Source organism: Paenibacillus sp. ISL-20, assembly GCF_018613005.1.
Classification (GTDB): domain Bacteria; phylum Bacillota; class Bacilli; order Paenibacillales; family Paenibacillaceae; genus Paenibacillus_AQ.
The window spans coordinates 1-19140 of record NZ_JAGGRD010000056.1 but is presented as its reverse complement, the minus strand read 5'-3'; the positions used below and the strand labels follow the sequence as shown (position 1 = coordinate 19140).

The 19140-nt window shown below is 44.2% G+C and carries 14 protein-coding genes, 11 tRNA genes and 1 rRNA gene; 25 read left to right on the top strand and 1 reads right to left on the bottom strand.

Translation table 11 applies throughout. The annotated features are described in order from the left end of the window. The first annotated feature begins 41 nt into the window (after positions 1-41). The 25 genes from rrf to J7E85_RS27320 all read left to right on the top strand — a co-directional run bounded on the left by rrf (position 42) and on the right by J7E85_RS27320 (position 18641). Positions 42-158, top strand: a 5S ribosomal RNA gene (gene rrf, locus J7E85_RS27440). Between the two features lie 9 nt (positions 159-167). Further along, positions 168-243, top strand: a tRNA-Asn gene (locus J7E85_RS27435). A 3-nt stretch (positions 244-246) separates the two neighbouring features. Further along, positions 247-322 (top strand) — tRNA-Thr (locus J7E85_RS27430). 37 nt (positions 323-359) lie between these two features. Beyond that, a tRNA-Glu gene (locus J7E85_RS27425) sits at positions 360-434 on the top strand. Between the two features lie 156 nt (positions 435-590). Next, a tRNA-Val gene (locus J7E85_RS27420) sits at positions 591-666 on the top strand. A gap of 52 nt (positions 667-718) precedes the next feature. Beyond that, positions 719-793 (top strand) — tRNA-Gln (locus J7E85_RS27415). Positions 794-860: 67 nt separating this feature from the next. After that, positions 861-936, top strand: a tRNA-Lys gene (locus J7E85_RS27410). Between the two features lie 14 nt (positions 937-950). After that, positions 951-1034, top strand: a tRNA-Leu gene (locus J7E85_RS27405). 6 nt (positions 1035-1040) lie between these two features. Next, positions 1041-1115, top strand: a tRNA-Gly gene (locus J7E85_RS27400). A gap of 4 nt (positions 1116-1119) precedes the next feature. Then, positions 1120-1196: transfer RNA gene (locus J7E85_RS27395), tRNA-Arg, on the top strand. A gap of 21 nt (positions 1197-1217) precedes the next feature. Beyond that, positions 1218-1291 (top strand) — tRNA-Pro (locus J7E85_RS27390). Positions 1292-1366: 75 nt separating this feature from the next. Next, positions 1367-1440: transfer RNA gene (locus tag J7E85_RS27385), tRNA-Gly, on the top strand. Positions 1441-1713: 273 nt separating this feature from the next. Continuing rightward, positions 1714-4500 (top strand): phosphoenolpyruvate carboxylase, encoded by a 2787-nt coding sequence (gene ppc / locus J7E85_RS27380; protein WP_215163120.1) that lies wholly within the window; start codon positions 1714-1716, stop codon positions 4498-4500. Positions 4501-4741: 241 nt separating this feature from the next. After that, positions 4742-5311 (top strand): RNA polymerase sigma factor SigW, encoded by a 570-nt coding sequence (gene sigW / locus J7E85_RS27375; protein ID WP_215163119.1) that lies wholly within the window; start codon positions 4742-4744, stop codon positions 5309-5311. Between the two features lie 221 nt (positions 5312-5532). Then, entirely contained in the window at positions 5533-6147 is a 615-nt protein-coding gene (locus J7E85_RS27370; RefSeq protein ID WP_215163118.1) for a zf-HC2 domain-containing protein, read from the top strand. A gap of 316 nt (positions 6148-6463) precedes the next feature. Next, positions 6464-7294: a diadenylate cyclase CdaA gene (gene cdaA, locus J7E85_RS27365; RefSeq protein WP_076325276.1), complete on the top strand. Its 831-nt coding sequence runs from the start codon at positions 6464-6466 to the stop codon at positions 7292-7294. Continuing rightward, the gene (locus tag J7E85_RS27360) at positions 7287-8765 is read left to right on the top strand and encodes a CdaR family protein (RefSeq protein ID WP_215163117.1); all 1479 of its coding nucleotides are present in this window, start codon (positions 7287-7289) and stop codon (positions 8763-8765) included. The genes cdaA and J7E85_RS27360 overlap by 8 nt, the downstream gene beginning before the upstream one ends. Positions 8766-8797: 32 nt before the next feature. Further along, complete coding sequence (glmM, locus tag J7E85_RS27355; RefSeq protein WP_215163116.1) at positions 8798-10138, top strand: phosphoglucosamine mutase; 1341 nt, start codon at positions 8798-8800, stop codon at positions 10136-10138. Between the two features lie 735 nt (positions 10139-10873). After that, positions 10874-12706, top strand: coding sequence for a glutamine--fructose-6-phosphate transaminase (isomerizing) (gene glmS, locus J7E85_RS27350; RefSeq protein WP_215163115.1), 1833 nt, complete (start codon positions 10874-10876; stop codon positions 12704-12706). Positions 12707-12956: 250 nt separating this feature from the next. Continuing rightward, a complete protein-coding gene (locus tag J7E85_RS27345; protein ID WP_215163114.1) occupies positions 12957-13979 on the top strand; it encodes a toll/interleukin-1 receptor domain-containing protein in 1023 nt (340 codons plus the stop codon). A gap of 19 nt (positions 13980-13998) precedes the next feature. Further along, on the top strand, positions 13999-14427 hold the full coding sequence (locus J7E85_RS27340) for a hypothetical protein (RefSeq protein ID WP_215163113.1): 429 nt from the start codon (positions 13999-14001) through the stop codon (positions 14425-14427). A 245-nt stretch (positions 14428-14672) separates the two neighbouring features. Beyond that, a complete protein-coding gene (locus J7E85_RS27335) occupies positions 14673-15413 on the top strand; it encodes a hypothetical protein (RefSeq protein WP_215163112.1) in 741 nt (246 codons plus the stop codon). 12 nt (positions 15414-15425) lie between these two features. Further along, positions 15426-15926 carry a hypothetical protein gene (locus J7E85_RS27330; RefSeq protein ID WP_215163111.1) on the top strand — a complete coding sequence of 167 codons (501 nt, stop codon included), beginning with the start codon at positions 15426-15428 and terminating at the stop codon, positions 15924-15926. A gap of 2 nt (positions 15927-15928) precedes the next feature. Continuing rightward, positions 15929-17827, top strand: coding sequence for a DUF2326 domain-containing protein (locus J7E85_RS27325; RefSeq protein ID WP_215163110.1), 1899 nt, complete (start codon positions 15929-15931; stop codon positions 17825-17827). Then, on the top strand, positions 17811-18641 hold the full coding sequence (locus J7E85_RS27320; RefSeq protein ID WP_215163109.1) for a hypothetical protein: 831 nt from the start codon (positions 17811-17813) through the stop codon (positions 18639-18641). The genes J7E85_RS27325 and J7E85_RS27320 overlap by 17 nt, the downstream gene beginning before the upstream one ends. 158 nt (positions 18642-18799) lie before the next feature. Here J7E85_RS27320 and J7E85_RS27315 read toward each other — a convergent pair. Further along, a partial coding sequence (locus J7E85_RS27315) for a transposase (protein ID WP_215163108.1) occupies positions 18800-19140 on the bottom strand: 341 nt, incomplete at its 5' end.

Here is a 19140-nt window from a genome sequence, read left to right as displayed (position 1 = left end):
GTTTCGTATCTAGTTTTCAGGTGATCAAGCATCTGAAGCCGTTTGGTGGCGATGGCGGAAGGGTTCCACGCGTTCCCATACCGAACACGACCGTTAAGCCTTCCAGCGCCGATGGTACTTGGACCGAAGGGTCCCGGGAGAGTAGGACGTCGCCAAGCGGTACATATTCCCTGATAGCTCAGTTGGTAGAGCACTCGACTGTTAATCGAGTTGTCACAGGTTCGAGTCCTGTTCGGGGAGCCACTTGCTTCCATAGCTCAGTAGGTAGAGTGCATCCATGGTAAGGATGAGGTCACCGGTTCGATCCCGGTTGGAAGCTCCAGATTCGCTTTTGAATTGGACATGCATCATGAAATTGTGGCCCGTTGGTCAAGGGGTTAAGACACCTCCCTTTCACGGAGGTAACAGGGGTTCGAATCCCCTACGGGTCACCACTATCTTTAAAGCATCAGGGGATGAGAATCCCGTCGGTTCGTCGGAGGATAACTTCGTAAGCATAGACTTCGCAGTCTCGAACGAAGTGAGAGTATCCCCTACGGGTCACCACTATCTTTAAAGCATCAGGGGATAAGAATCCCGTGTATCTATATGGAGGCTTAGCTCAGCTGGGAGAGCATCTGCCTTACAAGCAGAGGGTCGGGGGTTCGATCCCCTCAGCCTCCACCATTTAATGCATGATTCTAACGAGAATCGGCAAGATAATAGTACTCATCGATTTTGGGGATTAGCCAAGCGGTAAGGCAACGGACTTTGACTCCGTCATGCATAGGTTCGAATCCTATATCCCCAGCCACTTCATCCTAAAAAGTGAAGTTAAGCTTTGAAGGTGATTCCGGATACTTTTCGGAGACCTGAAATGCGAGCCATTAGCTCAGTTGGTAGAGCACCTGACTTTTAATCAGGGTGTCGAAGGTTCGAGCCCTTCATGGCTCACCATTGTTTCATCTTGTGCGCGTGTGGCGGAATTGGCAGACGCACTAGACTTAGGATCTAGCGTCTTTGACGTGGGGGTTCAAGTCCCTCCACGCGCACCATTATTTGCGGACGTGGCTCAGCGGTAGAGCATCGCCTTGCCAAGGCGAGGGTCGCGGGTTCGATTCCCGTCGTCCGCTCCATTTTGCGCCCTTAGCTCAGCTGGATAGAGCGTTTGACTACGAATCAAAAGGTCGGGAGTTCGAATCTCTCAGGGCGTGCCATTTTAAAAAAAAGATTAATATCGGGATGTAGCTCAGCTTGGTAGAGCACCTGGTTTGGGACCAGGGGGTCGCATGTTCAAATCGTGTCATCCCGATTTGTTTAAGAGTAGGAACCTGCAAAAGTAATCGAATATGCTCCAAAGCATAGCGTCACTTTTGTGGGTTGATATGCGGGTGTAGTTCAATGGTAGAACTCCAGCCTTCCAAGCTGGTAGCGTGGGTTCGATTCCCATCACCCGCTCCATACATAAGCAGGACATCACCGTGTGTGATGTTTTTTTACATATTCACACGACTCTCCTGCGAAGTGTTAATGTGCTAAAGAACGTAGTTGGGTCAAGGTTTATAGGACTAATGTCCATGGTATATGGGTATATCAATATCATGAGTTTTGTCGATTTGGCTAATTTTTTCGCCTGGAAAATGCAGATTTTCATGCGCTTTTATTGTATGATGTTAGGAAGGCGTTACGTCCTATAGACAAACTGCTGAAACGGGTTGAGATGGGAGGAGTAGCATGACTGAACTTACAGTAACCGCAAAGAGCAATTCCAACAATCTGCTGCGGCGGGATGTACGGTTCCTTGGCAATATTCTTGGAGAAGTTATTGTCCACCAAGGTGGCAATGAGCTTTTAGATATAGTTGAGAAAATTCGTGAAACGAGTAAATCGTTGCGATCCGTATTCCTGCCAGAATTGTTTGCAGATTTCAAAAGGATCATCAGCACATTGGAGCCCGACATTCGCCATCAGGTGATTCGCGCGTTTGCCATTTATTTTCAATTGGTTAATATCGCGGAGCAGAATCATCGCATTCGTCGCAAACGCGATTACGAGCGTTCCGCCGGGGAGAGTGTTCAACCAGGTTCCATTGAAAGTGCGGTCCAGGATTTGAAAGAGCGCAATATTACGTTTGAAGAAGTTCAAGAAATTCTCGAAAGTCTATCCCTTGAGCTGGTAATGACAGCTCATCCAACAGAAGCGATGCGTCGGGCTATTCTGGATATTCATAAACGGATAGCGGACGATGTGATGCAACTGGACAACCCGACACTGACATTCCGCGAACGAGAGCAGCTTCGGGAGAAACTACTGAATGAAGTGATTACGCTGTGGCAAACCGACGAGCTTCGTGACCGTAAGCCGACGGTTCTTGATGAAGTTAGAAACGGTATGTATTATTTTCACGAGACCCTATTTCACATTCTGCCAGAGGTTTATCAAGAACTGGAGCGCTGCCTAAGTAAATATTATCCGGGTCACCATTGGCACGTTCCAACTTATTTGCGTTTCGGTTCGTGGATCGGTGGCGATCGGGACGGAAATCCTTCAGTGACGGCGGACGTAACATGGAGAACGCTTGAAATGCAGCGGAAGCTAGCGATTCGTGAATACCAGCGGATTTTGCGTGAATTCATGAAATACCTCAGCTTCAGCTCATCGATCGTGAGCGTTTCGGATGAATTGCTTCAATCCATTGAAAAAGACCGCGAGCATGTAACACTGAAGAAGATGGAAATTTGGCACAATGAGAAAGAGCCTTATCGTGTAAAACTGGTATATATGCTGGCTAAAATGAGTCATATTCTTGATGAGAACATGACAGGCAGCGAGCGTTATCAGTCCCCTGAGGAATTTATCGAGGACTTGAATATCATTGATCGAAGCTTGCGTTTCCATTTTGCTGACTATGTTGCAGACACGTATATTCAAAAACTGATTCGTCAGGCGGAGTTGTTTGGTTTCCATACAGCAACGCTGGATATCAGACAGCATAGCCAAGAGCATGAAAATGCCATGGCCGAAATTCTTCGTAAAATGAACGTGACTCAGGATTATGCCCAATTAAGTGAAGATGAGAAGATCGAGCTGCTTAATAACTTGCTTAACGATCCTCGTCCGTTGACTACGCCTTATCAAGAGTACAGCGACAGCACCGAAGAATGTCTTGAAGTATACCGTACCGTATTCCGTGCGCAGCAGGAGTTCGGCGTGAAATGTATTTCAAGTTATTTGATCAGTATGTCCGAGGGCGCAAGCGACATTCTGGAAGTGATGGTATTTGCCAAAGAAGTTGGACTCTTCCGCAAGGACAATGACGGTTCTATCATAGCGACTTTGCAGGCTGCGCCATTGTTTGAGACGATTGAGGACCTTCATGCCGCACCTGATATTATGCGTAAGCTCTTCAGTCTGCCGATCTACCGAGAAGCGGTTAGCGCCATGAATGAGCTCCAGGAAATCATGCTGGGTTACTCTGACAGCAATAAGGACGGCGGAGCCATTACAGCGAACTGGGAGCTCCAGGTAGCACTCAAAGATATTACGACTGCAGCCAATGAGTATGGCATCAAGGTGAAATACTTCCATGGACGCGGCGGATCGCTTGGACGCGGCGGCATGCCTCTGAACCGCAGCATTTTGGCTCAACCGGCATCAACCATTGCGGGTGGCATCAAAATCACGGAGCAAGGCGAAGTTATTTCTTCCCGTTACTCCTTGAAGGGAATTGCCTATCGCAGTTTGGACCAGGCGACTTCAGCACTAATAACGGCTTCCCTTAATGCCCGTTACCCTGAAAAAGAATCGAATGAAAAAGAGTGGGAAGAGATTTCCTCGAGGATTTCGGCCGCTTCACAGAAAAAATATCAGGATCTGATCTTCCGTGATCCCGATTTCCTGAGTTTCTTCAAGGAATCCACGCCGCTTCCTGAAGTGGGAGAGCTGAATATTGGCTCCCGACCATCCAAGCGAAAGAACAGTGACCGTTTTGAGGACCTCAGAGCCATCCCTTGGGTGTTTGCGTGGACACAGAGTCGTTACCTGCTTCCTGCATGGTACGCGGCTGGTACGGGCTTACAGAGCTTCTACCAGGGCAAGGAAGAAAATATGAAGGTGCTTCAGAAGATGTACACGAGCTATCCGTTCTTTACGTCGCTGATCGATACCCTTCAGATGGCTCTTGCCAAGGCTGATCTGATTATCGCCAAGGAGTATTCTCTGATGACGAAGGATGATCAAGCCCGCGAACGTATCTTCGGTCTGATTCAGGAAGAATTCAACCTGACGAAAGAGCTTGTTCTTAAGATTACGGGACAACAGGATATTCTGGATAACCAGCCAGTCCTGCAGGAATCGATTCGACTCCGTAACCCTTACGTGGATCCGCTTAGTTATTTGCAAGTCCAACTGCTTAACGAGCTGCGCGAATTGAGGGAGCAGGAGCAGGACGATCCGGATCTGCTTCGGGAAGTACTGCTAACCATCAACGGTATTGCAGCAGGGCTTCGTAATACAGGTTGATCCTTGCAGGATAACAAAGCTGTTTGAAAGGGATAGTATAAGGCGAGGTTCCCTAAAGGAACCTCGTTTTTTCATCTATGAGCAGCATAACGTCTGATGATTAGAGTATCGGCTGCAACATGATGGTCTTGATAGGGAAAAGGGATTCTTTTTGAATTATTGTTGATTTTTAGAAACAGTTGAATTACGATTTGAATGATGCTTTTTTAGACGTTACCCATCAGACCATTCTGGGGGAATTATGGTGGACAATTTGGATGTAAGACTGGCGAAGCTGGCCCGAAAAGGGGACCAAAGAGCTTTTGCTGAAATTGTAGAGCTTTATAAAGATAAGATTTTTCATTTGGCTTACCGGATGTTGAGTAACCGTCATGAGGCGGAGGATGTCGTACAAGAGACTTTTTTGCGTGTATATAAAAACCTTGATCGATACGACGAGAATCAGAAGTTCTCCACTTGGATATACCGAATTGGTACAAATCTTAGCATTGATCGGCTGCGCAAACGCAAGCCGTCTTTCTCGCTGGACGCCGACCTGAATGAGAGCGAAGGCATGGATGGCTACTCCCTGATCCCGAGCGATAACCGTACACCTGAGAGTGAAATGCTGCTATCCGAGACACAGCGCATCATTCATACGGCGATTGACGGACTTCCTGCCAAGTACAAGACAATCATGATTCTAAGGTACATCCAGGATTTATCCCTGCAGGAGATCAGCGGGATTTTGGACTTGCCTGTAACAACGATCAAAACGCGAGTACATCGTGGACGCGAATTTTTGCGTAAAAAATTAGAGTACAAATTGTGAGGGAAAACGCCTATCGCCGTTCTTTGAGGAAGAGAGACCGCGTTTAAGGGCGCTTTTTTCTTGCGATGCCAAAAAGTCAGTATCCGCCATTTTTTTTCTGATTTTCTTTTAAAAAAGTTGAAACATCCCCGATTCCGGCACGTATGAACAATAAGCAAGTCTTATGCCCCTACGTGGGAATAGACCCAGCAAAGAGATTGAATGAAAGGATTGGCTCACAAATGGATTGCAAATTAGCCGTCTCTTTGATGCATGATTATCTGGATAATGACTTGGCCGACCCACAGCAGCTGGAATTGCAGAAGCATTTGCTGGATTGTGCTGACTGTCGGAATTACTTCGAGAAGCTGGAGCATACCGATATGCTTCTTTATTCCTTAACTCATCATGCGACCAAGCCATCCGATGATTTAACGGAACGTATAATGGGTATGCTGCCGCAGCCCAAGAGACAAAAGGCTTGGGTCAAATGGGTTAGGAATCATCCTGCGCTCACGGCTGCAGCTTTGTTTTTGGTTGTCATGCTCTTCAGCACAATCAGTTTCTGGAGTCAGGATACTCAGCTGGTTGTAAAGAGTGATGAATTCGAAAAGCTGGTGATTGAAGGAGATACCGTCATTATTCCTCCGGATCAAATCATCACGGGAGATATTACAGTCGAGAATGGAAAGACTAAGGTCTACGGTCAAGTGAATGGCAATGTGACCGTCATTGACGGAGAATTATTTCAGGCTTCCACCTCACATATAGCAGGTCAAGTGAAGGATATAGATCGGGCGATGGATTGGATCTGGTACAAGATCTCCACTCTGTTTACAGATGCCGCTTACCGCTAGGTGAAACCTGAAGCCTACTGAATAAAAGCGCCTCTTTTCAGTGAAAAGACGGCGCTTCTTTTGTTGATTTATGATCTTTTTCATGGCAAGCAGAGAGCGTTCGCTTGCATCGGAAAGATTAACGTTATAACCTAGAGAGTGTAGAGCACATACTACATATATAAGTCGCATGCGTTATTAAAAAGGAAGTTCAAAAAGTTTCCGTGTGATCAGAAGGAAAATGAAGAGCTGGTTCGGAAGTCGAATCTTAAGCGTTCATTTTTGAAGAACCGGATTTTTTGGGCCCGCACTTAAAGGAAATGACGGGGGTTGCTGTATGGAGTATTTCACAGATATGACCTGGGGTGAAACCATTAAAGATATCATCGATATCCTTATCGTTACTTATATAATATACCAGATGATACTGCTCGTTCGCGGTACGCGGGCGGTCCAGCTCCTCAAAGGGATTTTGGTGCTGGTGGTCATCTGGGCGCTTAGCACCTGGTTTGATCTGTACACGCTAAAGTGGCTGATGAATCAGATTTTTACATTCGGGGTGCTGGCGGTCTTTATCATCTTCCAGCCGGAGCTCAGACGTGGTCTGGAGCAGCTCGGACGAGGCAAGCTGTTCGGGCGAACTTCGGATATTGACGAGGAGACCAATAAATTAATCAGCGAAACCATTAAGGCGGTTAATTATTTGTCGCGGCGCAAAATAGGGGCACTGATCGTTTTTGAGCGGACGACGGGACTGAATGAGTATGTAGAATCAGGAATTCCGATGAGATCAGTGATCAGCTCGGAATTGTTTATTAATATTTTTATACCGAACACACCGCTCCATGACGGAGCCGTCATTATTCAGAACGCTCAAATTGCAGCCGCTGGTTGTTATTTGCCGCTATCAGAGAACCCTTTTATCAGTAAGGAACTGGGAACAAGACACCGTGCCGCTATCGGAATAAGTGAAGTGGGGGATGCGATTTCAGTTGTCGTATCTGAGGAGACTGGGCAAGTATCGCTGGCCCTGAATGGACAAGTGGTTCGAGATATTAAGGAAGAGTCTCTCATCTCCAAATTGTATGAGGAGCTCAGGCCTGCCGCGTCCATCAAGGAGAAACGCACGTTCTTCTGGAAACGGAAGGGGGACGGCAGCAATGGATAAATGGATCAAGAACAACACGGCAAGCAAGCTCATTGCACTCGCTGTCAGCATTATATTGTGGGCGATGGTTCATATGGACAGCGGAACGCCTGCACCGCCAACGACTTTTTACGATACCAAAATCATTGAAGGCGTTAAGATTCAGACTTATGGATTTGATGACAGCGAATATGCGTTAACGGGTATTGATAAAGACCGCGTAAATCTCGAAGTTCGGGGAAAGAAATCCAATATCTCGCTTTTGACTGACGACTATAAGGTGAAGCTTGATTTGAGCAACGTCAGAGAACCGGGTACACACACACTTCCGCTAACCTCCTCCATCCCGAGTGGCGTGGAGATGGTATCGATGGAGCCATCCGCGGTTACGGTGACGGTAGAGCCGAGAGTGTCGAAATCCGTGACGGTAAGTATTGGAACCAAAGGCGAGCCTGCTAAAGATTACCGGGCCGGAACACCCGTGCTGATTGACCCAAGGCAAGTCACGGTTACCCTGCCTGAATCGTCAATGGCGGATCTGGGGCAGGTCAAAGGTAATGTGGAGCTTGATGGTGCCAAAGAGAAGATTACGGAGAAACGAGTCAAGCTTACAGCATATGATAAAGAAGGCAACGCCATGGAAGACGCTGTCATTGAGCCTGCTACAGTAGCAGCTGAAGTGCCGATTGAGCCTGCATTTGTCACCCTACCGCTGGAGCTTCAATACACGGGACGGCTGCCAGAAGGGTTTGTCCTATCCAAGGTGGAGCAGAAGGTAAAAGAAGTGAAGCTGTTTGGCAGTAAAGAGGCGCTGGCAGGAGCTGAGACCTATATCGAAGCTACGATCAATCTGGGAGAAGTTAGAAATTCGGGAACTACAGTGCTTACGGCCGACTTGACGCCGCCTGAAGGTTTTGAGAAAATCGAGCCGAGCTCTGTAACGGTGGATGTTACGGCTGTATCGCATGGTGAACGGTTGATTACAGGTATTCCGATAACGTTAAAAGGGGTTGCCTCCGGCCTGGATGCAGTCATTACGGATCCAAAGACGAAGACCATATCTTTAACGCTCACCGGAGCGCCTGACTTGCTTAATAGTCTGGAGCCGACAGATATAGGAGCTGAAGCGAATGCAACCGGTTTGAAAGCCGGCATTCACGAAATTCCGCTGCAGATCACACTACCTAATTTTATTAACCGTACGGATCAGGAACGTCCCGTTATTAAGGTGGAGCTCAAGGATAACTCCAAGCCCGTGACAACGGATCCGGACACCTCGAAGAATGAGGGAACGGACAAAGACAAGCCTGTTTCACCAGGAACGGGATCAGGAACAGGAACAGGAACAGGCAATGATCAGGGGGAGAATCCGGAGACGCCTCCTACTGATGAAGATACGGATAACTCCGGATCAGGAGAAAACCCATCACATCCGCCGGGAGACGGATCGAATGATGGAACAACGGGATCAGAAACGTCCAATGATGGATAATAACGAAGAGTAGATAAAGGAGTATATAAAACATGGGGAAATATTTTGGTACAGATGGAGTAAGAGGAGTTGCGAATCAAGAACTGACAGCGGAAATGGCTTACAGCATCGGTCGCTGCGGCGGCTATGTGCTTACTGGTGATAAAGAGAAGCCAACCGTCATCATCGGTATGGATACCCGGGTATCCGGGGCTATGCTGGAGTCGGCTTTGGTTGCAGGCCTGCTGTCCATCGGTGCACACGTCATTCGTCTGGGTGTCGTAAGTACACCAGCGGTGGCGTATATCACAAGACTTTTGAAGGCTGATGCGGGTGTTATGATCTCGGCTTCACATAACCCGGTACAAGATAACGGCATCAAGTTCTTCGGTGGAGACGGCTTCAAGCTGTCGGATGAGACAGAGCTTAAGATTGAAGAGCTGATGGATGCGGAAACAGATAATCTGCCGCGACCAATCGGGGCTGATTTAGGTGAATTGCTGGTTGATAACGAATCTAAATATAAATACCTGGAATATTTGAAAACGACGGTCAATAACCGGTTTGACGGTCTGAAAATCGTTCTGGACTGTGCAAATGGCGCAGCTTATGAGCTGGCTCCGAAGCTTTTCCGTGAATTGGGTGCGGATGTGATCACCATCGGCGCTGAGCCGAATGGCCTGAATATCAATGATCACTGCGGATCGACTCATCCGGAGAAACTCGTCGAGGCCGTACTCCAGCATGGCGCTGACCTTGGTCTGGCTTTTGACGGAGATGCGGATCGCCTGATTGCCATTGACGCAAAAGGCGAGGAAGTGGACGGCGATTTCATTCTGTGCATTTGCGGTGATGCCATGAACCGTGCCGGCAAGCTGAAGGCAGGTACGATCGTTTCGACGGTTATGAGTAACATCGGTTTCTATAAAGCGTGTGACAGCTTGAAGCTGAAAACGGCCAAAACGGCAGTCGGCGACCGCTATGTCATGGAAGAAATGCGCCGTGGCGGATATAACCTGGGTGGAGAGCAATCGGGACATGTGATTTTCATGGATCACAACACCACAGGGGATGGAATTCTCACAGGGATTCAATTGGTGGATACGTTGGTAGCTTCCGGCAAGGCACTGCATGAGCTGAAGAGCAGCATGCGCAAGTATCCGCAAGTGCTGGTTAATGTTCGTGTTGGCGATAAGAGCAAATACCAAGGCAATACCGTTATTGAGTCTGCGATTGCTGAAGTTGAAGGCATTCTGGGCGATAACGGACGTGTCCTGGTTCGCCCATCGGGAACGGAATCCCTCATTCGCGTCATGGCGGAAGGCCCCGACAAAGAAGAGCTCGACCGTTATGTAACGCAGATTGCAGACGTGGTGAAGCGGGAATTGGCGTAAGACTAAGGGTGTATTTTTCAAGGAAAGCAGACTAATTTTTGTCAGGGCCAGTGAACTATGCGGATGCGGTTCACTGGCCTGCTGCTTTTCATGAAGCCAGCCGAATGAAAGCGCAACACCCCTTGTCCTGCCAGCAAAGAGGGTGGTTTACGGCATCGCTTGAGAAGATAGGTCATTCGATGTCATTCATGGTGTTAATTATACGCAGGGCTTGGTTTTCCTAGGAAGCAGCCGAGTTGCCAAAGTCAGAATGCATGAATATAATAAAGGATGTCATTCAAGAATAGAAAGCGAGGATTGTGAGGTTACTTCAAGCTTTATAAGCGCCAGAGCTTGTACCTGTGCGGGGATTGGTTATTGCTACGATAGGGATAACCAAACGGCAGAACGCAAGTTGACGAGGTAGAGGTGTTCGGATTATTCGGCGGGGACCTCTCGGTTATGCACCAACCGTAAGCGAATTACGGAAAAGGAATGGGCGACCGTTCTTACAACGTATCCGCAGGTGTTTTCTTATCACTAATTATACAAAACATGAATGTGCGATTTAGAATGCGACAGCGCGGTGGAAGAAGAGTGCATTCATGTCTGTTCAACTTAGCAGCCTATATCATGCTGGATTTTTTTGAACGTTGATAATTGAATAGATCATTCTTCTTTCCTGATACCGCACAGATGCTGCCGTGTTCTATTTCTGCCTACTATAATAGGGAAATCGAACGGAGGAATCATACTATGTGTGGTATTGTCGGATATATTGGAAATCAGAAAACGCAAGCGGTGTTGATCGAGGGATTGAGAAAGCTGGAGTATCGCGGATACGATTCAGCAGGGATTGCCGTCTTTACCAATGAAGGTCTGCGTGTGGCCAAGGCGCAAGGGCGTCTTGCAAATCTGGAGGAGAGACTGGAGTCTGCCCCACTCGTGGGAACTGCAGGTATTGGTCACACCCGCTGGGCAACGCATGGCCGGCCGTCGGACGTGAATTCGCATCCGCATACGGACGAAAGCCAGAAGTTCTCCGTTGTCCATAACGGGATCGTTGAGAACTATCTGGAGCTGAAGGAAGAGCTGATCAGCCAAGGACACCACTTTGTTTCGGAGACCGATACAGAAGTTATCTCCCATCTCATTGCCCGTGAATATGACGGGGATATTGTTAAGGCCGTGCAGAAGGCGATCTCTTATATGAGAGGTGCATTTGCCCTTGGCGTCTTGACCGAGTATGAGCCGGATCGATTGGTGGCTGTGCGTCAAGCAAGCCCGCTTATTATCGGTCTTGGCGAAGGGGAGAACTTCATCGGTTCTGATATTCCGGCTATTTTGAAATATACGCGGAACGTATATATTCTCAACGATGGGGAGATGGCTCTGCTGACAGCAGATGCTGTCGAATTAATGACCATTGAGGGGAACTTTATTTCTCGGGAAATGATTCGTGTCGATTGGGATGCCGTTACAGCGGAAAAAGGCGGATTCGATCACTTCATGCTGAAGGAGATCCACGAGCAGCCAAAGGCATACCGAGACACAATGCTGGGCCGTGTGGATGAGAGCGGACGCAAAGTCGTTCTGCCAGAGCTGAAGCTGACACAGGAACAGATTAAGAACATTCGCAATGTGCAGATTGTGGCCTGCGGTACGGCTTACCATGCCGGACTTGTGGGACGCAGCGTGATCGAAGAGATGGTACGCATTCCGGTTGAAAATGACGTAGCTTCCGAGTACCGTTACCGTTCGCCGATCGTTACACCCGAGACTCTTGTCATCGTTGTAAGCCAGTCCGGTGAGACAGCAGATACCCTGGCTGCGCTTCGTGAAGCACAGAGCCATGGCGCTCATGTCCTTGCTATCACGAACGTAGTAGGCAGCTCGATTGCTCGTGAAGCCAACGATGTGCTCGGCACCCTGGCTGGTCCGGAAATTGCCGTAGCTTCCACAAAGGCTTACACATCTCAGTTGATTGCATTCTATCTGTTTGGTCTGTACCTGGCTCAAGTACGCGGTACGATGACAGAAGAAGCTATTGCTGAAGTGATTGCAGCGATGGAAGCACTGCCTGAACAGGTAGAGTCCATGCTGATCAACGCTGAATCGATCAAGGGATATGCCGAGCAAATTGCGAAGCATGAGAACCTGTTCTTCATCGGCCGTGGTCAAGACTACGCCGTAGCACAAGAAGGCTCCCTGAAGCTCAAGGAGATCTCTTACATTCACTCCGAGGCATATGCTGCCGGCGAACTGAAGCATGGTACGCTGGCCTTGATTGAAGAGGGAATTCCCGTTATTGCCTTGGCAACCCAGGAAGCAGTTCTGGAGAAAACGGTGAGCAACATCAAGGAAGTGAAGGCACGCGGTGCAGAAGTGATGGCCATTACGCACGAAGAGCATGTGGCCGGCTTGCTGAAATCCGTAGATCAAGCCTTCGCCATTCCGAAAACCCTGCCGATCTTGACGGCAGCCTTGTCTGTCGTACCGCTGCAGCTGCTTGCTTACTACGCATCGCTTGCCCGTGGCAACGATGTGGATAAGCCACGTAACCTGGCGAAGAGCGTGACGGTGGAGTAAGGCTGGCGGGGCAACTGGGCTCAGTGTCCTTTTAAAATAAAAGTGGGAAATGAACCGTTCCCCACAAAAGACCTGTCGGATATCGGATATCCGGCAGGTCTTTTTGTGTGACTAAAAATAGATGCCATTTTTCATAAAGCTTGCAGCTGGTTTTTTCGGTATCTGAAGATAAATTTTGGGTGACGAGAAACGAATGTTTGTTCTATAATTAAGCAAGGATCATATACACTCTGAAAGAAGGTTTGTGGCATTGGATAATCGGAGACCAACCGCTTTTATAAGCTACAGTTGGGATGGAGAGGAACATGAGAAATGGGTTCATGACCTGGTCAATCGCTTGCGTTCTGATGGCAGCGGAATTGAAGCCAGTTTTGATAAATTTGAGCTTTATGATAAAACTGTAAATTTAAATCAAATGATGGTTAACGCAATAAAGGATAACGACTATGTGATTGTTATTTTGACTGAGAATTATAGGAATCGAGCAGATAATTTTCAGGGAGGAGTAGGATTCGAAGCCGAGATTCTTTTGGCTGATTTAAAAAGAAATCGGGATAAAATCATCCTCGTTATGCGGCACAGCGGGGATTTCGATAGCGTCTTCCCTTCGTACTTTCGTGACTATTATGCAATTGATTTTTCTGATGACAAACACTTTGAAAAGAAATTTGATGAACTTGTGCACCGGATTTATCGTCACAATTCATATGAAAAGGCTCCACTGGGATCGATGCCAAGTTTTTTAGCTGCAAATTTGCAGCCATCATCCTTATTTGAAGAGCCAATACATCAACCGATCAAGAAAGAAACAAACATTTTTGAATCATTTTCAACTCTCGAAATACGAAAGTCGTTTACCGATTTGGATAAAGAGGAATTTCTTCGGTCGAGTTATGATGAAATAATGGACCAATTTACTGCACTATTTGATCATGCTAAAACGCAGACACCTGGCTTTACGTATCAATTAGACGTAGAAAACGCGCGAAAACATATTTATAAGCTATATATTCACGGTCAACATAAAACTAGCTTGAAAATGCTGGCTGAGAGTGGTTTCAGCAACACCTATCCCACGATTATGTTCTCCATAGGAAATCATTCCGTGTTTAGTGAAAATTCGTTTAATGAGATGCTTAGAATAGAGGAAAAAAATAATCAACTGAATCTGAGAATTTTTGTGAGCTTTCGTTCCAAGGATACTTTTGTTAAATCAACTGAAGTTGTAAAACGAATTTGGGAAGATCATTTGTTGCCTTATTTAAGAAATTAGTGTTGGGTGGGATTAAGATATGTATTTTAATACTTATGATGGCTTCATATCAAGATTGTCAGGGTTTAGGGGAGGTAGATATTATACTGATTTAATCACATCGATAATTCCACAAGGTAGCGAAGGCAGCTTTGTATCGTCTGAACGACATGATACGGAACCAATTCGTTTTATTATCGTAAATACTGAGAAATTTATAACCGGGAGTATTGACTGGCTAGGCGAAAAGAAGATAGAGGTATCCTTTACTTCATACAATAAAAAAGACATCACTTCGATCAACGTTTCATTATCGAATCCAAATTCAATGCTTCACGAAAGTACTGAATTGAAGCAAATGCAAGTTAACATCAGCTTTCACAATGGTACTGAGCTGTCTTTAAATAAACAAGATTACTTCCCGGATGGAAGAGCTTTTTCAGAGACGGTAAAATTTTTGGTCAAATAAAAAAACTAAAGCCCTCGATATTTGAGGGCTTTAGTTTTTATTAAAAATAATTGTGATGGAATCTTTAACTGTGTATTGCAACAATAAACAATGGCTAAGTATTTGCTGCTCTGAGACAATATAATTTTTTTGTTAATATCTTTTATTGGATTCATTGTACTGATTTCAATAAAAATCAGATTATAATCTTCCAAGATTTGATATAATAGCATGGACTAATTTATTTCTTGGTGAGAGGAATCAATATGGAAAACGATATACCTTCCCTTAAAGAGCAGCAGGAAATGATTGATATACTTATAGGAATGAATCTTCAGAACCATGATTGGCGGGGGCTCGCTCGTAATATCAATCAAAATCCTGAGGATGTATTTCCAGATGGGTCAACTAACCCCGATAAAGCAGATGCTATTGTATCAACTGCTGTTAGGTATGGGAAGAGTGCAGACCTATTTTCTGCAATGAGCCGGCTTCGTAGTGATACTCAAGACGTTAAGCAAGTTGGTATAAGCAAATTAGATAATCAAATCGCCATACAATTGGCTGGGTTATACTCGGAACTTTTAAGACAGCTTGATACTATCAACGCCATTGATGAAGCTGATTTAGATCAACTCAGTGGTAACGTAGAGGATTTCACAGAATTTCATGAAAAGCTACGGGAAAAAGCTAAGTTCTCCCCAAGTGTACAGATACTTGCAGTTGATAGTAAAAACGATAATAGTGTATTGAAGAGAAAGGCAAAAAAACTTGGTACCGATGCTAACTTCAAGTTATTGAATAGAAAAATTCAAGTGTTTTATTCTAAACGTATTCTTGTCAAGTTCCCGCCAAATGAATATTCTGCAGATTTTAGATTCAATGAACTTGTAGAACAATTATTTAGCATTTTGCCGGAAGAATTTCAACAAAGAGATGATATTACGGATCAGATTTTTGGGGTGATTTTTGATGCCGCTTTCCAATGTTTAATTTTTAATGAATGAGGGAATAAAGACATGCCTATACGCGATAGTTCTTTAGAAGGAGAACTTTTCAATATTGATGAGAGTGGAGTTTTGAATGGTTTTTATATGCTCTCCTTACTACACTATTTAAAAAGTTGCACATTGGATGAATTAGCTACAGCCATGTATCTTTTTCGGTTTGTTAATATAACGGAACAATTATTAGGGGACAATGATCAAATTGAATATTTGTCTGGGATTCCTGAATGGGAGCGTTACAATTTAGATACTATGCTTTCTAATGTATTGATCGAGAAATACACCGATCGATTCAAAACTGGATTAAAAGAATTAATTTCTAGGGGAATGATTTTAAACGAGGGTCAGGATATATTGCTTTTAGACTCTGTTCGGGAAAATTCACGGGATATCCTCGAAGATAAAAAATTTAATCTAGTTGTTCATAAGGCAAAGTATGTTTCTAAACTGATTGAAACCTTCTCCATCGAAGAACTAAATGAGAAAATAAAAACTTTAATAGGTGGAACTTAATAATGGGTCAATTCTTGTTTCTTAATCGATTGGTTGTGCATCCTTCAGATAAAGTAATTGACGTGACATTTAGAAAAGGCTTGAATATAGTCTTAGCGGTTGATGTTGGAACTGATACGGCACAAACAAGGAACAGTGTTGGAAAATCCACATTTATTAATTTAATCAACTATGGATTAGGTTCAAGCAATTTTTTGCCGAATGATAAAAAAGCTGCGAAAGCAAGGATGCAAAAATTCACCTTGTATTTACAATTTGCGATTGGAGAACAAAAATACACTATACAACGAAGTTTAGTTGAAACTAGTCAGTACATTCAGTTGTATTCAGATTGGGTTATTGATGATTTGCTTTCAGGAGTAGAAGTAGAGTTTGAACATAAAAGTATCGAGGACTACCGTACTTTTCTAGAAACTGAGCTATTTGAGAGTAAAAATTTGTATAACGGTAGGCGAATACTGTCTTGGCGCCAGATTGCTCCCTTGTTAATTCGTGACCAGGTGGGAGGTTTTCAAGAACTAAGTCAACCAATGGGAGTTAATGAGAAGGCTGAGGTTCGGAGAAAAAGAATTGAGTTTTTGTTAAATTTGCTTACTACTGAAAAACAACAACTTGAAGAAAAAAAAGAAGCCGAGCACGTTTTAATGCAAGAGAAGCATAAAGCGTATTCAGTTATACGTCAATACTCAGAAAGGAAAGTTGATTTTACAGAAATAGAACTTTCCATAGAGATTCAGCGAATAGAACAATTGATAACAGATACTTTAAATGAAATAGATAAATTTAAACAAGAATTAATAAACTTATACCAATACAATGATGATGCAAAGCAAACCCGAGATAATTTGTCGCAAGAGTTGCTTAAAATCAATAATGATATTGTCACACATAGGGATCGTATTGAAAATTACAGTGCTACAATTAACGAAATTCATGGAGAACTACAAAAGGTTGAGGTTGCAAGTTCAGCTGCTCAGTTACTTAATCGATTTGATTATAAACAATGTCCTACTTGTTTACGTCCTTTCACCTCAGAAGTTGAAGGCAAGAATTGTTCGCATTCAGTGTACCGTGCTTCTGAAGAAACGGTTAATTTAATCAAGACGGTGCTAAAGAACGAAAGCCGCGAATTAGTTGAGGCAACGACAGTACATCAGAAGGAAATTGACTTATTGACTGAGAAGAAGACCGGGATTCTAGATCGGATAAAATTAATTGACGCTGACCTGAATTTGGACGTTAGGGGAATATTAGAACTAATTAAGTATCAAGAAAATGAATTAAATCAATATAGATTAGATTATGCACACTTGGTGAATTTACAAAATGTAAGTGAGGATGTCAAAACATACTATAAAGAGTGGCAGGACGAGAAAGAAAAATTTGAAGGTACTAGTAAATTGCTTAGAGAGCTTAATCAGAAAGTTGAAGACAGAATAACCTCATTTAAATTTTTGGTAAATGAAGTTGTTGAGTTTTTGTATAATGGAAGTCGAACCGGCATTCTGAATCAAAGTGTACGTGCTGGTAATTTTTCAGTAGACATTCGCCATAAAGAGCATAACCAAGGTGTTGACGATGGTGCTGCTGCTTTTACAATAAGAGTCATCGCATTTGATTTGGCTTTGCTTAAACTGGCTATTCTAAGTGATACTAATCATCCGAAATTTTTAGTTCATGATTCACCCAATGTACGTGATATAGATCCTATAGTATACAAACGAATTTTCGGCTACATCTTAAATTTAGAAAATGATTTGGTTGCTGAGGGAGCAGAGTTAGATTTTCAATATATCATTACGACAATCGATATTCCGGATGAATTAATAGATTCCGAGTATGTACGTTTAACGCTCGACAATACAGGAGAGAGAGGGAAGTTATTTGGATTCAGCTATTAGTTTGGAATTTAAGGATGAAAATCGCCTGATTGACTATCTTAAAGTTTCGTTTAACATGAATGAATTGCGTAGTATATGCCGCTCCCTTAATTTAGATACCGACGATCACTTTAATAAATTTTTATCGAAAGCAGATAATTGTGAATATTTTGTTGAAGGAGTTCGTCAGCATGGTCTCTATAACGAATTATTCTCTATTTTGCAGACTAAGCAGTTTTTCAGGGATCGTTTTAAAGAAGTATTTCCTGAATTCTCAACTGTGGTCGCTGACCTAGCAGAACGAAACCAATTAAGGCAGGCTGTATTTAGTACCGTTAGTCAATCTGGAGGGATTGACATTGCTGATTGGTTAAAACATACGAAGGAAGATACTGTTTTAATCCTCGGAAAAGATAGCCCTGCTGAGTACATGGATAACTTAAAGGAAGTAGCGCAGATCATTCAAAATATAGGGTATTCTACAATTCTCATCAAGGAACAGCCCGAGATTGGAACATTGTCGAACGAAGAAAAGATGCTAGCGTATGCTGCTATATCAAAATTTGTGATTATTGAAAAGTCCGAACCTGCCGGTCAAATTGATGAAGCAAAGATTTGTGCATTTAATCGTATTCCAGCTATTTGGATTCATCGAAAAGGAACTGGAGATACATGGATGCAGGGTGATTACGAGGTGGATTTTAAGTTTATTCGCTCATTTGCTTACGAAGAATCAGAAAAAGAAGTAGTATTGAATCGTGCCGTAGAGTGGGTTGAACAATTTTTAAAAGAAAAATCTGAGTATCTTGATGATATATATCCATGGCGTAATTGACACTGGATAAAAAAAGAGACACCTAAAAAGAGGCCACTGAAGAACTTGCGTTTTTCTTCGGAGGCGATGCAAATAGTGTAAAAAGAAGACATTCACCCCGCGTTTTGGAGATGAATGTCTTCTTTTTGTCTTCATAATGTTGTATTCACCAGTAGTTCTTAGTCTACTAATTTCAGTATTCGCTTGAGATTTACAGCGAATATGGCCATCGCACCTTGTAATTGCATGCCAAGCAGACCCGAGGATGTGGCTACATCATACCCGTGTCCATGTTTGAGTTCACTGTTCTTTGCTTCAATTTTGTAGCGTTCCTTAGATTTTGCCTTGAAATATTCTGTATCCTGGAACGCCATCTGTTCCGAATGTTCATCGGATTTTACCGTCACGGAATACGTCTTGCTCTTGGCTCCTTCTTTGTAACAGCCTTCCTTAAACGGACAGCGTTTGCAGATCTCCACATCGAAAAAATATGTGTCTTGCTGGTTTTTACTTACGCCTT

Bases quoted from the DNA above. Each gene is read 5' to 3' on its own strand.
- ppc (WP_215163120.1), top strand. From the start codon at position 1,714: ATGACTGAACTTACAGTAACCGCAAAGAGCAATTCCAACAATCTGCTG.
- sigW (WP_215163119.1), top strand. From the start codon at position 4,742: ATGGTGGACAATTTGGATGTAAGACTGGCGAAGCTGGCCCGAAAAGGG.
- J7E85_RS27370 (WP_215163118.1), top strand. From the start codon at position 5,533: ATGGATTGCAAATTAGCCGTCTCTTTGATGCATGATTATCTGGATAAT.
- cdaA (WP_076325276.1), top strand. From the start codon at position 6,464: ATGGAGTATTTCACAGATATGACCTGGGGTGAAACCATTAAAGATATC.
- J7E85_RS27360 (WP_215163117.1), top strand. From the start codon at position 7,287: ATGGATAAATGGATCAAGAACAACACGGCAAGCAAGCTCATTGCACTC.
- glmM (WP_215163116.1), top strand. From the start codon at position 8,798: ATGGGGAAATATTTTGGTACAGATGGAGTAAGAGGAGTTGCGAATCAA.
- glmS (WP_215163115.1), top strand. From the start codon at position 10,874: ATGTGTGGTATTGTCGGATATATTGGAAATCAGAAAACGCAAGCGGTG.
- J7E85_RS27340 (WP_215163113.1), top strand. From the start codon at position 13,999: ATGTATTTTAATACTTATGATGGCTTCATATCAAGATTGTCAGGGTTT.
- J7E85_RS27335 (WP_215163112.1), top strand. From the start codon at position 14,673: ATGGAAAACGATATACCTTCCCTTAAAGAGCAGCAGGAAATGATTGAT.
- J7E85_RS27330 (WP_215163111.1), top strand. From the start codon at position 15,426: ATGCCTATACGCGATAGTTCTTTAGAAGGAGAACTTTTCAATATTGAT.
- J7E85_RS27325 (WP_215163110.1), top strand. From the start codon at position 15,929: ATGGGTCAATTCTTGTTTCTTAATCGATTGGTTGTGCATCCTTCAGAT.